This is a genomic window from Limnovirga soli, assembly GCF_013106755.1.
Taxonomy (GTDB): domain Bacteria; phylum Bacteroidota; class Bacteroidia; order Chitinophagales; family Chitinophagaceae; genus Limnovirga; species Limnovirga soli.
The window spans coordinates 44,678-59,822 of record NZ_WHPF01000011.1; the positions used below are offsets into that span (position 1 = coordinate 44,678).

Below are 15,145 nucleotides of genomic sequence, written 5' to 3' on the forward strand. Positions count from 1 at the left end.
CCCAGCCAAACAATACGCTTTAGCAACGCTTGCGTCGCACTCTTGTACTGCAACTGTTTATGCAGCTTTAAAGGCAACAGTTGTATTTATAGCGACTTTAAAACAGCATCATAAATTTTTACCGGATATTTCTTTTTAAGTTCGGTAATCCATTTTTGCTCCAATACCTGCTGATAATCATTAATTACCATACCACGTGCATCATCAAAATTACGTGGTGCAGTTTGCGGGTAAACATCAAATATATATACCAGGGTAAAAGCATCACCACTTTCATTTTGTTCAGGTAACGAAATAAACCCTTTTTGCATGGGTATGTTTTGTTTAACAGGCAATTGCCCGTTTTCAAACCGGCTACTATCTGCCGAAACACTATTGCTGTATCGGGCAATAATATTTCTCCAGTTACTGCTGTTAACACTAAGTTGCGCAGCAATACTATCTATCACTTCTTTTGTAATGGCAGATACTACTAATGCACCAATACCCGGCTGCCAGGTATAATTGGTTTTGTGTGCTGCATAATATTTCTTTAACCCTACAGAATCCTGTGCTGCAAAAGTCCAAACATGTTTATCCATCACTGCAAATAAAAGATTGGCCTCATTAAATTCTGCTACCTGGCCGGCAATTGCTTTGTTATAATCTTCTATATGTTCCCTGTAATAGCTGCTGCAATTGCTTTTAATAAATTGCTGTAATAAATCGCTATAACTGCTTTGGTCATAAGATGCTCCGGTTTGTTTGGCTTCTGTTACATATTGCAGCCAATTGGCAACAGTAATATTTTGTTTTGTAAAAGAAAACAAAACTGTTTGCGGGGTAATATTTTTAAATGCTGCCAATGGTTTTCCTTTAACAAGTGAGCTATCTGTATAAGCCCATAAATTGGCAGCGGCATAATTACCAGCTTTAAAATTTGCTTGTTGCATCCATTGTTGTATCAGGGCATCTTTTGCTACAGCCAGGCGGTTATCCTGTTGCACTTTTTCCTGTATGGCTGATTTTGCAACCACATCGTTATCATCTTTATTTACCGGGCTAATGCTTATAAGTTTAATAATGTTATAACCATAGGCTGTTGTAAATGGCAGGCTTATATCGCCCGGTTTAGCCAAAGCAAATACCTGATTTTCAAAATCGGCATTGTACTGGCCTACACCTACTTCAGTAATATTTGAGGCTTCGTAATTGCTAATGGGGGCACTATATTTTTGTAAAAGCGTTTCAAAGGAAGCGCTATTGTTTAATTGCGTATAAATTGAATCTGCCAGTAACGCTACCGCTTTTTTCTCGGTACTATCAAAGCTTTCGGGTGTAGCCAATAATATTTGCTGAATTTTTCTTTTTCCTATCGCTGGTCTTTCGCTTACATTCTTAAAAATATGATACCCGATATTGCTTTTATAAATTGCAGAATAAGTACCCGGCTGTAAATGGTATACTACATTTTCAATACCATATGGCAGGGTAAAAACTGTTATATATCCAATAAGTCCTTTGGTTTGTTTAGTATAATCATCTCCTGAAAAACTAGCAGCAGCTTCTTCAAAACTTTTACCACTTTCCAATGCTGCCTGTGCCAGTTTTATTTGGGTATAAGCAGCTGAAGAATCCTGGCCCGGCTGTACGGCAACAAAAACATGCGCCAGCAAAATATCTTTCTGGCTGCGATTAAATGCTTCTTCAACAAGGCCATTAAAATCGGCCTGTTCATTAATAAAGTTATCAGTTAACTGTGCCCTGAAATTATCCGACTCCAGTTTGTACAAAGAGCTTTTATGCAGATTTTCATCTTTGGCAGCCTGTATTTTTAATTTAAAATTGATATACATATCCAGGTACTCTTTTAATTTTTGAGTCCTGCCCCCGGTAGTATCAGGGTTTTTATTAAAAGCCTGTAGAAATTCTGTTTTATTTACAGCTTTTGCGCCATAGGTAAACAGGGTTTGGCTGCTGACTGCATTACAATACAACACTGCTGTAGTAAGTACAGCTATACATTGCTTAATCATATTAATTTTTTAATTGGTAGTTTTCTTATTGGTGAGTTTCAGTTTGGCTTCAATTAATGCATCATATTGGTCTATGCTTAGCTTTTTGGCAATAATTTGTTTATCAGCATCCAGCAAGTACATGGTAGGTGTTTGATACACATCATACAATTGCCTGTAATTGGCACGGCCGGCTTTTTCATCTGCTGTTCTTTCTTCTTTGGTTTGCCATACATGGTGCCAGTTATCCAGATGGTAATCCTGAATAAATTTTTTCCATTCTTCTAATGTATTTTCATTGGTGTTTACTGAGTATACTGCTACACCCAATGCCTTCCATTTGGCTTTATAAATAGAATCGACCAGGGGTATTTCTGTTTTACAATGGCCGCAGGTGGGATCCCAGAAAGCAACAAAAGTAAATGGCGCTTTAATACTGTAAAGCGATACCACTTTACCCTGCATATCTTTTAAATCCAACTGTGGTGCAGGCAAATTAAGCTGATTGGCCATAAGGCTGTATGCCCTGTCGAATATGTATTTGCGCTGTTTTTCATTTAGCCATAAAGTATCACCTTTCGAAAAATAATTATCAAATAAAAACAGGAATACCTTATCCTGCCCCATAATGGCAGGGTTAATATATTTATCGGTAAACTTACCCAGTAAAAAATGGTGAATCTCTTTTCCGCCGCGTGAAGAGAGCATCATATAATTTACCTCTTTTATTACCGAATCAGGCTCCTGAGAAACATAGTTTTTATAATAATCATCCAGTTTGGGGTCAAAGAATGGCGTACGCACAAGGCTGTTATCACTAAAGTTTACATTGTCCCAAAAATGCTCTTTCATATATTGCCAGGCAGCCAGCGAGTCGCGGGTGCCATCTTGTTTTAATGGCCATGTTTTTATTTCAGGCACTTTTAGTGTTTGAAAAAAGCTAGCTACCATCGATTCGGGGTAATTATCAATCAGGCTTTGTCTGTAATCGTTTAATGCTTTGTTTAGTGCTTTTTGTTTACTATCAATGGCAGCAGAATCTGCAGCTGTTTTTGCGTTGGCCATCAGGCTGCGTTGTTCATTAAGCTGTGGTGTAATTTTAGTAAGATAGCGGGTATAACCGGCAAAAATTTCATTTTCCGGCGAGCCGGCAATGGCAAGATTTTCCAGATGTGCGCTATCAGCAATAACAGAAAAATGTTGTGTTTTATCAATCAATATTTCAAATAATAAGGTGTGCGAAGGAGAAACAAAAAAATAAATGCCTTCATATAATTTTTTATTGCCTTTATAAGTGCCTTTGCTGTTATTATCAAACCAGGCACTATCTACCAGTATTTTATTTTTACTATAATAGGTACCCAGGTAAATCCAGCAGTTTTTCAATGGTTTAATTACTACATCAAGCTGGTAACTATCATCTGCTGCAATTTTGGGTTGGGTAGCCGGCTTGGCGGGTGTTTTTTGCACAGTGGTTTGTGCAGCACCTGCATACTGCATGCAAACGGCTATCAAAAAAATGTATAATGCTCTCATGGTATTGCCTATTAAAACGTAAATATATTCAAATAGAATATTGCGCTTGTTAAACCTGTGTAAAAGAATTGTGTTTATTGGCAGTTTAGCCATTTAATGTAATGCCTTTTTTAGGTAAGCCGGCAGTATAACTTTAGTGATGCATCCGTTGCGTCGCACACTGCGGGGTACCGTTCTTTACCCGGCTATAATTGTTACCGGCATTATGTTTTAGGTAAAAAGTAACTGCCCAAACACACAACACATAAGCAGTTGTTTAATGCTGCATAGTATTACCTGCCGCACAAGAGTGCGACGCAAGTGCAGCATCATAGCCATTTTGATGCCGGGCCAATACCATTTTATGGCATACTATTTTCCATTATTACTGCGTTTTCGTGGTAAGATCATTTGTAAACTGCAGTTTATGGGTTATCTTAACAAACAAATTGATTTGCAAAAACAAGGGCATTGGACAAATAATGTTGTTAATTCCACCTGGCACTAAAAAAATTGGTGGTATTCACTTTGTTATTTCGGTTTATTTACGTCAATTTTGCAGGCACTCAACAAATTTTATCTAAACACAGGAATCCTTCAATATAATGGGCATTTTTAATTTTTTCACGCAGGAAATTGCGATGGATTTGGGTACTGCAAATACCCTCATCATACATAACGACGAAATAGTAGTAAACGAGCCATCCATTGTGGCATTAAATAGAAATAATTTAAAAGAAGTACTGGCTGTGGGTAAACGTGCATTAATGATGCACGAAAAAACACACGAAAGCATAAGAACCATACGCCCATTAAAAGACGGAGTAATTGCCGATTTTAATGCCGCCGAACTAATGATTAGGGAAATGATAAAGATGATTTACCCTAAAAAACCATTATTCCCACCCAGCTGGCGTATGATGATTTGTATACCCTCTTCTATTACCGAGGTAGAAAAACGTGCTGTACGCGATAGTGCCGAACAAGCCGGCGCCAAAGAAGTGTACCTGTTGCACGAGCCTATGGCAGCAGCGTTGGGTATTGGTATTGATGTAGAAGAGCCCGTTGGTAACATGATTATTGATATTGGCGGTGGTACCACCGGTATTACCGTAATTGCCCTGGCTGGTATAGTGTGCGATCAATCTATACGTATTGCCGGTGACGAGTTTACGGCCGATATTATGGAAGCCCTGCGCCGTTACCATTCATTATTAATTGGTGAAAGAACAGCAGAACAAATTAAAATACAAATTGGGGCTGCCATGAAAGACCTGGAAACCCCGCCAGACGATCTTCCTGTAAATGGAAGAGACCTGGTTACCGGTATTCCTAAACAAATTATGGTAAGCTACCAGGAAGTAGCCGAAGCATTGGATAAATCTATTTTTAAAATTGAAGAAGCCATTTTAAAAGCACTGGAAACCACACCACCCGAACTGGCTTCTGATATTTACCGCCGTGGCCTTTACTTAACCGGTGGCGGTGCCTTGCTGCGTGGACTTGATAAACGCCTTAGCCAAAAAATTAAATTACCGGTACATGTGGCAGACGATCCACTAAAAAGTGTGGTACGTGGCACTGGCCTTGCACTTAAAAATTATCTTCGTTATCCTTTTATTATGCGATAAATCTTTGTTTACTGCCGTCCACCCTTATTGTTAGCAGGCAGCGGCAGTAAACATGCAACCGGTAACATATCTGTGCGTAACATCTTTTTGTTTATACGTCGTTTTTTTAACCTGATACTTTTCTTTGTATTACAGGGGGTGGCCATATATATACTTGCAACCTATAATAAAACACACGAAGCAGTTTTAGGCGCCGTAGCCAACGAGGTTACGGGAAATATTAGCCAGCAGTATAATAATGTGGAGTATTATTTTCAGCTAAAGAAAACCAACGAGGCGCTGGCTAAAGAAAATGCACAGTTAAGAAACCAGCTAAAATCCAGTTTCGATAACCCCGATACAGCACTGGTAGTTAAAACTGATTCCCTTTTAAAAGATACATTGGGTTTAGTACGCAAGTACAATTTTCTTTACGCCAAAGTGGTAAACAATTCTTTTACTGAGGAAAATAATTATATAACCCTGCACCGCGGTGCCTTACAGGGCGTAACTACCAATATGGCCGTAATTGGTCCAGAGGGTATTGTAGGCAAAGTAATTATGGTAAGCGATAATTACAGCCGGGTAATGAGCTTGCTAAACCGTAAAAGCAAGGTAAGTGCCATGCTAAAAAAAGGCTTCTACTCCGGCGATCTGGAGTGGGATGGCGGTAACCCGGCCTTTTTAACCCTTAGCAAAATTTCCAAAAGCGCCCAGCCAAAAAAGGGTGATACGGTGTTAACAAGTAATATTTCAGAAAAACTTAGCTTCCCTCCCGGTCTGGTAGTAGGTACGGTAGAAGCTATTATACCCGATACAGAAAGCAGTTTTCTTACTTTAAAAATACGCTCGGCCACCAATTTCTTTAGCCTGCAATATGTGTATTTAACCGGAAACCTGTTAGGTAAAGAACAGCAGGACTTAGAAGATAAAACACCTAAAGACTAATCATGAGCAGCCTGCTTAAAAATATTATTCGTTTTATATGCTTTATACTGGTACAGGCATTTATATTAGATAAAGTGCCGCCATTGCATCAATATGTAAAACCCATTTTTTATTTCCTGTTTATACTATGGCTGCCCTTTACTATTAACCGCAGCTGGCAAATGATTATTGCTTTTGCCTTTGGCTTAAGCATGGATTACTTTTCTGGTACGCCCGGCCTGCATGCTATACCCTGCGTATTAATTGCCTATCTGCGTCCATTTTTACTAAACATATTATTACCCCGCGAAACCACCGAAGTAAGTTATGCCGAACCCAGTATTAAAAGCCTGGGTCTGGTGCCCTATGCAGTGTATATTCTAATACTTACGTTTATCCACCATAGTTGCCTGGTATTTATAGAATGGTTAGAGTTTGGTGACTTTTTATATTTTGTAGCCAAAGTAGCCGCCTGCACCGGCATTAGTTTACTGCTCATTTTTGTAACAGAATTATTATTCCCCCGTAAGGCTAAATACCGTACCAATGCCTAAGGCAAAATAGTATGGGCCCGGCTGTAGTAGAATAAGCAACTTTACTTGCGTCGCACTCTTGTGCGGTTAGATACTTTATTGGACTTTTTAAGAAGTAAATTATTGTAAAATCTTCTGGCAAAGCCTCAAATTCGTTTTGTTAGGCCTTTCCTAACAAGGCTATCCTCCACAAACCTGAGCAACATCATTTTTATCCTGCTTATAACCTATTACATTAGGTGTTTCAAAATTATAAGCAATGAAAACCTCAGTTAAGTTATTTTACTGGCTGCCAAGGATTATTTGTATGCTTGCCATTTTATTTGTAAGCCTGTTTGCAGCCGATGCATTTCAATCAAATTTTTCAATTGGAGAACAATTAGCAGATTTTGCCATTCACCTGATACCCTCTTTTATTTTGCTGGGCTTTTTATTGATTGCGTGGAAATGGGAATTTATTGGGGGTATTATTTTTACAGTGCTTGGACTAGTTATGACACCAGTTATTTTTTACCATAATTACAGCGTAAACCACTTTTCTGTAACACAATGTGTGGGTATTATATCAATGATTACTGTTCCGTTTATGGTAGTGGGAGTACTGTTTATTGTCAGCCATTTTAAACATAAAAAAATGGGCATTTTGCGAGGCACCTAAACAATTGCTAATACCGCTAAACAATTATAAGGAAATACAATCTACTGTTAAATAGTTAACTAAATAACTAACGTAGCCTGCTGCCCACAGCTATGCCGTACAAGAGTGCGACGCAAGTAAAGCAGCCCATTGTTGCTATTGCCGGGCTACTAATTAGCACCCTACTCGCCGGGGTGATAGGTTTTTTGTACATGCTGCAACACATCTTCCTTATAAAAAAGTACCTCCTTAAATTGGCCATTGATATACATATTGGCCTGATCGGTAAAATGTGAGGAGGAAGGATCTCCACTCTCCCCGCCGGTAAGTAAAGATTTTGCTTTTATTCTTTTACCAAATTCTACAGCACAAATAAAACTATTACCATTAAAGCCATAACGCTTGCTGGTACCCGGATAATACCTGCTTACAAAGGATGGCAAAGAACCCCAGGTAGAAGCTGCCCTGCCCACCGCCATACTTTCCAAACTATCGCTAAACATTTCGTTGGGGTAAGCGCCATTACGCTGGTACCTGTTTATTGTGCCCCAGCTTACCTGCCAGGTGCCAAAACGGTTGCTAAGGCTGGTTACGGTTTGCTGCAAAGCATTCATCAGCGTAGCGGCAGACACAGTATCGGTATAGCGTTTAAAAAATAGTGGCTCATCAGGAAATTCATCATCGCGTACCCCTTTAAAAATGGCAGGTAATAATTGCTCACCCCATTCTACAGCAAGTGTTGTAGCAATAGAGTTTGCAGTGGCATATTTATCCCATTCCTGTAAAACAGCAATTGGTTGTGCCAGGGCATTGTATTGGGCCGCATTAGTAAGGGCTGTTTTTTGCCAGGCAGCAAACAGGGTTGGCAGCAAATCTTCAAAACCCGCTAAATAGGTATTGTAACCAGCGGCTATTACTTTATCTAAAGTGTATTGGTTGTAACTGCCCAAAACCCTTACTGCATTAATACCCCGGTAATTTTCTCCATCGGGTACCATATAGGCGGGATAATTTTCTTTTGCCGGACTATTAGCCCCGGCTACTGTAAATGGCGTTGAATTGCAGTTTTGCAGCCAGCCATTTGCCGGGTTTATTACCTGGTATAAATCACTAACCGCATGAAACCCCTTCCATTCAGTAGCCGAAGTTGTACCATCAACAGGTTGGTTCCAATCCAGTTTTGTATCGCGTTTGGGCATAAAATTGCCATGCCAATAAGCAATATTGCCTTCAGCATCGGCATATACGGTATTATTGCTGGTATTGCTGTGCAGATTAAGCACTTGCTTAAAGTCGGCAAAACTATTGGCTTTGGTACGCTGCCAGCATTGTATTAACCCATTCTTTATGCGGTTTTCAGCTTTTACACTTATCCATTGGCCATTGCGTTCTGTCATTACCGGGCCATGGCCTGTATAATAGGTAGTAATATTTTTTGTTAGCAGTGTATTGCCGGCTTTATAGCGAAGACTAACGGGTTTTTGTATTACGGGTTTTTCCGCATTATCGTATTTATAAAAAAGTGTTTTGTCTTTCCGCGTAATTTTTTCTGTATACAAGTCGGCCACATCTACTCCGCTGGAGGTATGCATCCAGCCACAATGTTCATTAAAGCCCTGATAAATAAAAAACTGTCCCCAGGTTACTGCGCCATAGGCATTCAGTCCTTCTTCGCTAACCATTTGCACTTCGGGCCTGAAATAAAAAGTTACATGTGGGTTAATATACAAGATAGCATTGCCCGATGCAGTAACAGATGGCGAAAAGGCAAAACCATTTGAGCCGGTTTGTAGACGTTCGGTATTTACTATAGCAGCGCTGGTTTTATTCGTTATACCGGTATAAAAATTTTTAACATCATCTGCGGTAATGCCTGATGTATTAATGGCGCCAATGCTGCCATCGGTCCACAAGTAGGCATACCATGGTTCAAAATGGGTAAGTAATGCGGGATGTATATTGGGGTGTTTATATAAATAATAATTAATGCCATCGGCAAAAGCTTCCAACAGTTTTTTCATCCAGGGGGCACTGTTATTGTAGTCGGTTTTTGCATCGGCACTATCAATAATCAGCCGCATCAACAGGTCGTTATATAATTCGCTTTCACCCTTCACCTCTGCTACGCGGCCCAGTTTTTCTATATAATTCATTTCAACGCGGCTAAAATCATCTTCGCATTGGGCATATAAAAGTCCAAAAACTGCATCTGCATCCGTTTTGCCATAGATATGCGGAATGCCCCAGTTATCGCGAATAATGGTAACATTGGCGGCCATTTTCGCACAACGCTGTACATCGGCAGGGGTAAAATGCTGCGCCAATAATTGTACGGGCAAAAGCAGTAGCACTAATAATTTCTTCATATCAACAAGTTGTATGGGCAATTTATTTTAAAATTATTGTTGTACCCAACTTTTATACAAATGGCATCTCCGCTTGCGTCGCACACTTCAGGGTTTGGGGTATAATGCAGCAAAAAATACACTAGTTAATTACAAACCCAAACCAAACAAATTTCATCAAAGCAGGTATAATTGGCCTGTAATGCCTTTTGTAATTGAGGATGGTTGAACAAGGCACCAAAAACCCCTTTTTGGGCAAGGTTAAATGGCAAAAGCAGCATATGTTCACTAAAATCTACGCCACCAAGCCCCCACCATTTATACACCGCTTCTTTGGCGCACCACAATAAAGTAAGTTGTTGTAAATTAAAGCCAGCTTCCTCATGGTCAGCTAAATTAGTGTTTAGTCCAAACCCGGTTATTTCATCAGTATGCAGAAATTTTTTACTAATGCTATATAGTTTTTGGGTGGGTATTTCAATATCTATACCTACCCGCATTTGGCTGCTTACAATGGCTGCCGCATAATTACCACAGTGCGAAATAGAAAAATGGTATTGCTCATTCGGCAGGTAAGGTTTACGGGTATCGGCCACTAATAGTTCTTCGTAAGGAAAATCAGGAAATAAATACTGCAATAAAAACCTGCCTGCAAGGTGTTGTAATTTTTTATGTGGATGATGAATAGCTGCCTGTAAAGGCACTTTGTCCAGAAAAAAAGAAAGTGGTTCTTCAATTTTCCAAATGCCCAGTTTTGTTGTTTGGTTAATATTATGTTGATAAAACAGTGGCATGCTAATATTTACAGATTTAGATTGCAGATTTACGATTTATTTGCAGAACATTTGCCTTATTTAAGAAGGGGCAGTATATAGCCTTACATATAAACCTGCTGCTCCAGGCAGCAAAAGCATAAAATGAACAGATCATGATTTTATCTGACAGCCGTATTTTGGAAGAGATGGATAAAGGCACAATTAAAGTAGTGCCATATAACAGAGAATGTTTGGGAAGTAATAGTTACGATGTGCATTTGGGTAAATGGCTTGCCACGTACAAAGAGCATATTATAGATGCCAAAAAACATAACCAGATAGAGCATTTTGAAATTCCTGAAGAGGGTTTTGTTTTATACCCGCATATTTTTTATTTGGGTGTTACAGAAGAATATACAGAAACCCATGCCCATGTGCCTTTTTTGGAAGGTAAATCTTCTACGGGCCGTTTGGGTATTGATATACATGCCACTGCCGGCAAGGGCGATGTGGGTTTTTGCGGCAACTGGACATTGGAAATATCTGTAAAGCAACCGGTAAAAGTATATAAAGGCATGCCCATTGGCCAGCTGATTTATTTTCCTGTGGATGGTATTGTGGAAGTGAAATACAATGAGAAAAAGGGCGCCAAATATAGCGGACAAATTAGCAAGCCGGTAGAAAGCATGATGTGGAAGAATGTGTTTTAATATCTTGTGTTAAGAAGGAGAAATAATTATGAAAAAGCCGGTGTTGATTTTGCTGATATGTTGTTTTACGATGGGTAGTTTTGCGCAGAAGGATACGGCTGCAATAAATGATATTAAAAGCTTTCAGGAAGAATTGTTACATGAATATGCCGACCCGGCCTTATCGCCCATAAAGCCGGAAAGTGCTGCCAAGTTTAAAGGCATACATTTTTTTGATATTGATACCCGTTATATTGTAACCGCGAAGTTTACCCGAACACCCAATGAGAAAATTTTTGAAATGGCTACCAGTGGCGATGTTAAAAAGCAGTATGTAAAATATGGCATTGCCAGTTTTAGTTTATTGGGGCAGGAATACAAATTGTCTTTATACCAGTCAATTGCCTTGCTAAGCAATAAAAAATACAGGAACTATCTTTTTATTCCTTTCAGGGATGCGAGCAGCGGCAAAGAAACTTATGGTGCCGGCCGTTATATTGACGTTTTAATACCAGAAGGCGAAACGATTGTTATTAATTTTAATAAAGCTTATCACCCCTACTGTGCTTATACAGAAGGGTATAATTGCCCTATTCCACCCAGGGAGAATTATATACCTGTTAAAGTGCTGGCAGGTGTAAAATTGTAAAAATCCCATTGACTCTCACTGCTGCATAGCATTACCAAACGCACAAGAGTGCGACGCAAGAGCAGCCTGATTATTGCTTTGTTGCCGGGTACAATAACTTGACAGTTATTTTAATTTGCCTGTACTTTTAGTGTGATAATGGCTTCATCTGAAAGGGTAAGCGTAGTGCCGCCAATACCATAATCTTTACGGCTGATGGAGAAACTGCCCTGGAACAAATAGCCTTTGCCCGATGCAACTGATGTATAAGGAAAGCTGATGGTTTTAGTAATTCCTTTTATAGTAAGCGTTCCGGTTATATTGCTGCTGGTTACGGCTGTACTTTTAAAACGGATGAGCGGAAATTTTTCTACATTAAAATACTCTTCTCCACGCAGGTGTCCATCGCGGCTATCGATGCCTGTGTTAACTGTTTTTACATCTATAGACATATCAAAAACTGCGGTGGCGGGGTTGTCTTTATCCCATTTGATATTGCCCTGTAAACCTTTAAAATTTCCCTTGGTGGGTATGCCAAAATTTTTGATGGTAAAAGTTACTGCATCAGTTGTGTCAACAGGTTTAAGATCGGTTATTGTGAAAGCAAATAAAAATACCGGTAAAATAAGTAAGGCTAATTTCTTCATTCTTTTTTTGGAGTGTGTGTACAACAATTATTCCTTTTTTCCGTAACGGAGTAATTATTGCATAAAATTATAAATTCTTTCTACATCTGTAATATTGCACAGGGCGGTACCATCGTTTATAGTAGCGGCCGTACCACATGCCACACCATATTGCAATACATTCTTAAGTGGCCAGCCTTTTGTTAAAGCTACCAATATACCTGCCACCATGCTATCGCCGGCACCTACTGTGCTTTTGCGCTTAACGGCCGGTGCGGCTACATGCACATATTCTGTAGCTGTAATAAGCATGGCGCCTGCTGCACCCATTGATACTACCATAATTTCGCAACCGCCTTTATTGATGATGCTGCGGGCAGCTTCTACTACATTGGTAGAGTCTAATTCTGCTACGCCGCAAAGTGTACTTAATTCACCCAAATTTGGTTTTACCAGATAAACGCCACATTGCAAAGCATGTTCCAGGGCTTCTTCTGAGGTATCTACTACCAGTTTGGCATTTTTTTCTTTTACTATTTGGGCCAGCTCATCGTAAAAAGTTAGAGGAACGCCCCGGGCATTGCTGCCACTTATTACGGCGTATTCATACCCGTTACTATTTCTTAATTCATCCAGTACAGCACGCCATTCATGTTCCTGCAGAATACCGCCTGGCATACCAAAACGGTATTGCTGGTTGGTGGAACTATCGAGTACAATCAGGTTTTCTCTGGTATAGCCATTAAAGGGTATAGCAATGGCATCTATTTCTTCCTGCTTTATGAGTTGTTGAAAAAAATTGCCGGTATGGCCACCACATAAAAATAAAGCTGTTGAATTACCGCCCAGTTTTTTTATGGCTCTGGAAACATTGATACCGCCGCCACCAGGTTCAAATTTGGGTTGTGAGCATCTAAGTTTTTTCTCTGGCGCAATAGAATCTATAACAGTGCTTTTATCTATGGCTGCATTAGTGGTGATAGTTACAATCTTTTCCATAAAGGTTAATTAAATTGAAGTGCAAAGTAATGCCTAAAGCACATTACAATTTTATGATATGTATCATTTCTTTTCTTAAAACTTTAGTTTAAGAAATTAATGTAAAAGCTGCCGCAGTGCGGCTGGTAAAAAGATGGAGGTGGGCACCGTACTCATTAATCGCATATCCTGTAACAGGGTAGATTCATTATCTAAAAAGCGCAAAACAGATTGGGGGGTATTTTTTTTAAAAAGAGTTTCAAAAATGGCATCTCCACCCATTTTATTGGTGGTTAGTATATGTAGTAAGGTGGCATCGTAAAGATCAAAACGCTTTTGCAGCCATGATTTTTTTATAATTGGCGAATGCCCATTTAGCAAGGCAGCAATAATGGCATCGCTATGTTTTTGAATAAAGCGAAAAGTAAAACCACTGCTGGCTTTTGTTTGTCCGCCGGCCGTACCCAATGCCACCAATCTATCATCTCCCGGAGAAAATTGAAAACTGGTCATGGGTATTACACCAAATTCCTTTTGTTGGATGTTATAGGCTTTACCGGGATAATTTTCCTGCATATAATTTGCCAGTGCATCATCGTAAGCTTCGGATGCTAAGAGGGATGAAGTAAAAAGTGTGTATTCTACCAATGCTGTTTGGGTACTTAATGGCAATACATACACAAAACTGGTACCGTGTTGCTGGTGCACCCTAAAGTCCATAAACCTTGCCAGTTCTTTTTCAAATAAGGGCTCTTCAGTTTCTATAAACCAGCCTTTAAAATGCTGTAATAATTTATAGGGTGCGTTGGGATGTTGTGGTGAGGCTTGCTTTAAAAAATGATCAGGGAAAATAATACTGTTAAAAACATAACCGGCCGTATAAGTGTTTCTATCTGTTATAACTGTTGCAGTGTTGGCATTGGTTACTGCTGACAATATGTTTTCTGTTGCAAAATATATATTGGGTGCTTTATGGGCCTGTTCCAGGATATGGGTATAAAAATCAATGCCCCTAATCATTTTATAAGTGTAGGGGGCAATATTAAAGCGGCCGGAAAAATTATTGGAATAAAAGGATATATCCTTCCATTGATGGTGTACCAAATGCTCAAAAGGGCCTGTTTGTTGCTCCCAAAAGCACCAGGTTCTGTCGTTGGTGTTTTTCGAAATATTATCTATTACCAATATTTCCTTATCTGTAAAAAAGGGGTGCTGCATCATTCTGTACAGTAAACTAAGTCCTGCACAGCCTGCGCCACTGATAATATAATCGTACTGAGTTTTCAATGGCAGGCAATATAATTGTTATGCAACAGTGCAGAGTAGATTATATAGAGGTTTATTTGCTGCATAGTATTACTGCTGTACAATAGTGCGACGCAAGTATGCTGCCTGCTGGCAAAAGCGCCGGGCTACAAAAATAGAATCAGGATTGTTTAAGCCTGTTGTTGGAATGCTTCGTCGCGTTTTACTTTATCCCAGTATTTTTTAGCTACTATCAGCATTCCAAAACTTTCGCCTTCTTCCTTATCCAGGTGTTTGTGGTGCATTTTATGCGCCCAGCGAATGGCTTTAATATATTTGTTATTGCTTTTGGTAAATAATTTAAAACGTTGGTGAATAATAATTTCATGTACCAGAAAATAAGCAAAACCATACATGGCTATACCTGCGCCAATACTTACTGCCACATAGTTTTGGGCCATACTACCCAGCATAATACATAGCCAGCTGGGTATGGCAAATATGAGAAAGAAGGCATCGTTTTTTTCAAAAAATCCTTTGGTAGGTTTGTGATGATCTTCATGTAAATACCATAAAAAGCCATGCATTACATATTTATGTGTAAGCCAGGTAATGCCTTCCATGGCACCAAAAACCAGCAGTGTTATAGCTATATATATCATA

Annotated in this window: 14 protein-coding genes; 6 read left to right on the forward strand and 8 right to left on the reverse strand. The window is 39.4% G+C overall.

What is annotated here, in order from left to right:
• Positions 1 to 86: 86 nt before the first annotated feature.
• Both GD597_RS15425 and GD597_RS15430 read right to left on the reverse strand, forming a co-directional pair.
• Positions 87 to 2,015, reverse strand: coding sequence for a foldase protein PrsA (locus tag GD597_RS15425; protein ID WP_171608787.1), 1,929 nt, complete (start codon positions 2,013 to 2,015; stop codon positions 87 to 89).
• Between the two features lie 9 nt (positions 2,016 to 2,024).
• Positions 2,025 to 3,530: a redoxin domain-containing protein gene (locus tag GD597_RS15430; RefSeq protein WP_171608788.1), complete on the reverse strand. Its 1,506-nt coding sequence runs from the start codon at positions 3,528 to 3,530 to the stop codon at positions 2,025 to 2,027.
• A gap of 584 nt (positions 3,531 to 4,114) precedes the next feature.
• Here GD597_RS15430 and GD597_RS15435 point away from each other — a divergent pair.
• The 4 genes from GD597_RS15435 to GD597_RS15450 all read left to right on the forward strand — a co-directional run bounded on the left by GD597_RS15435 (position 4,115) and on the right by GD597_RS15450 (position 7,237).
• Positions 4,115 to 5,140 (forward strand): rod shape-determining protein, encoded by a 1,026-nt coding sequence (locus tag GD597_RS15435; protein ID WP_171608789.1) that lies wholly within the window; start codon positions 4,115 to 4,117, stop codon positions 5,138 to 5,140.
• A gap of 72 nt (positions 5,141 to 5,212) precedes the next feature.
• Positions 5,213 to 6,067 carry a rod shape-determining protein MreC gene (mreC, locus tag GD597_RS15440; RefSeq protein WP_171608790.1) on the forward strand — a complete coding sequence of 285 codons (855 nt, stop codon included), beginning with the start codon at positions 5,213 to 5,215 and terminating at the stop codon, positions 6,065 to 6,067.
• A 2-nt stretch (positions 6,068 to 6,069) separates the two neighbouring features.
• The gene (locus GD597_RS15445) at positions 6,070 to 6,600 is read left to right on the forward strand and encodes a rod shape-determining protein MreD (RefSeq protein ID WP_171608791.1); all 531 of its coding nucleotides are present in this window, start codon (positions 6,070 to 6,072) and stop codon (positions 6,598 to 6,600) included.
• 238 nt (positions 6,601 to 6,838) lie between these two features.
• Complete coding sequence (locus tag GD597_RS15450; protein ID WP_171608792.1) at positions 6,839 to 7,237, forward strand: DUF7670 domain-containing protein; 399 nt, start codon at positions 6,839 to 6,841, stop codon at positions 7,235 to 7,237.
• A gap of 161 nt (positions 7,238 to 7,398) precedes the next feature.
• On the opposite strand, the gene GD597_RS15455 is transcribed toward GD597_RS15450, so the two are convergent.
• Positions 7,399 to 9,582 (reverse strand): penicillin acylase family protein, encoded by a 2,184-nt coding sequence (locus GD597_RS15455; protein ID WP_171608793.1) that lies wholly within the window; start codon positions 9,580 to 9,582, stop codon positions 7,399 to 7,401.
• A gap of 125 nt (positions 9,583 to 9,707) precedes the next feature.
• A complete protein-coding gene (locus GD597_RS15460) occupies positions 9,708 to 10,355 on the reverse strand; it encodes a 4'-phosphopantetheinyl transferase family protein (RefSeq protein WP_171608794.1) in 648 nt (215 codons plus the stop codon).
• A gap of 134 nt (positions 10,356 to 10,489) precedes the next feature.
• On the opposite strand from GD597_RS15460, the gene dcd reads away from it, so the two are divergent.
• Complete coding sequence (dcd, locus tag GD597_RS15465; protein WP_171608795.1) at positions 10,490 to 11,026, forward strand: dCTP deaminase; 537 nt, start codon at positions 10,490 to 10,492, stop codon at positions 11,024 to 11,026.
• A gap of 28 nt (positions 11,027 to 11,054) precedes the next feature.
• Positions 11,055 to 11,654 carry a DUF1684 domain-containing protein gene (locus GD597_RS15470; RefSeq protein ID WP_216368602.1) on the forward strand — a complete coding sequence of 200 codons (600 nt, stop codon included), beginning with the start codon at positions 11,055 to 11,057 and terminating at the stop codon, positions 11,652 to 11,654.
• 110 nt (positions 11,655 to 11,764) lie between these two features.
• Here the strand turns inward: GD597_RS15470 and GD597_RS15475 are convergent, their stop codons facing one another.
• The 4 genes from GD597_RS15475 to GD597_RS15490 all read right to left on the reverse strand — a co-directional run bounded on the left by GD597_RS15475 (position 11,765) and on the right by GD597_RS15490 (position 15,144).
• Complete coding sequence (locus GD597_RS15475) at positions 11,765 to 12,280, reverse strand: YceI family protein (RefSeq protein ID WP_171608796.1); 516 nt, start codon at positions 12,278 to 12,280, stop codon at positions 11,765 to 11,767.
• Positions 12,281 to 12,334: 54 nt separating this feature from the next.
• Positions 12,335 to 13,258, reverse strand: coding sequence for a 1-phosphofructokinase family hexose kinase (locus tag GD597_RS15480; RefSeq protein WP_171608797.1), 924 nt, complete (start codon positions 13,256 to 13,258; stop codon positions 12,335 to 12,337).
• Between the two features lie 96 nt (positions 13,259 to 13,354).
• The gene (locus GD597_RS15485) at positions 13,355 to 14,524 is read right to left on the reverse strand and encodes a lycopene cyclase family protein (RefSeq protein ID WP_171608798.1); all 1,170 of its coding nucleotides are present in this window, start codon (positions 14,522 to 14,524) and stop codon (positions 13,355 to 13,357) included.
• A gap of 149 nt (positions 14,525 to 14,673) precedes the next feature.
• Positions 14,674 to 15,144, reverse strand: coding sequence for a sterol desaturase family protein (locus GD597_RS15490; RefSeq protein WP_171608799.1), 471 nt, complete (start codon positions 15,142 to 15,144; stop codon positions 14,674 to 14,676).
• Position 15,145 lies beyond the last annotated feature (1 nt).

What these genes read in the sequence shown, in the direction of transcription:
- GD597_RS15490 (WP_171608799.1), bottom strand. Translation starts at nt 15,144, where the DNA reads ATGATATATATAGCTATAACACTGCTGGTTTTTGGTGCCATGGAAGGC.
- GD597_RS15460 (WP_171608794.1), bottom strand. Translation starts at nt 10,355, where the DNA reads ATGCCACTGTTTTATCAACATAATATTAACCAAACAACAAAACTGGGC.
- GD597_RS15430 (WP_171608788.1), bottom strand. Translation starts at nt 3,530, where the DNA reads ATGAGAGCATTATACATTTTTTTGATAGCCGTTTGCATGCAGTATGCA.
- GD597_RS15470 (WP_216368602.1), top strand. Translation starts at nt 11,055, where the DNA reads ATGAAAAAGCCGGTGTTGATTTTGCTGATATGTTGTTTTACGATGGGT.
- dcd (WP_171608795.1), top strand. Translation starts at nt 10,490, where the DNA reads ATGATTTTATCTGACAGCCGTATTTTGGAAGAGATGGATAAAGGCACA.
- GD597_RS15425 (WP_171608787.1), bottom strand. Translation starts at nt 2,015, where the DNA reads ATGATTAAGCAATGTATAGCTGTACTTACTACAGCAGTGTTGTATTGT.
- GD597_RS15435 (WP_171608789.1), top strand. Translation starts at nt 4,115, where the DNA reads ATGGGCATTTTTAATTTTTTCACGCAGGAAATTGCGATGGATTTGGGT.
- GD597_RS15445 (WP_171608791.1), top strand. Translation starts at nt 6,070, where the DNA reads ATGAGCAGCCTGCTTAAAAATATTATTCGTTTTATATGCTTTATACTG.
- GD597_RS15455 (WP_171608793.1), bottom strand. Translation starts at nt 9,582, where the DNA reads ATGAAGAAATTATTAGTGCTACTGCTTTTGCCCGTACAATTATTGGCG.
- GD597_RS15450 (WP_171608792.1), top strand. Translation starts at nt 6,839, where the DNA reads ATGAAAACCTCAGTTAAGTTATTTTACTGGCTGCCAAGGATTATTTGT.
- GD597_RS15480 (WP_171608797.1), bottom strand. Translation starts at nt 13,258, where the DNA reads ATGGAAAAGATTGTAACTATCACCACTAATGCAGCCATAGATAAAAGC.
- GD597_RS15475 (WP_171608796.1), bottom strand. Translation starts at nt 12,280, where the DNA reads ATGAAGAAATTAGCCTTACTTATTTTACCGGTATTTTTATTTGCTTTC.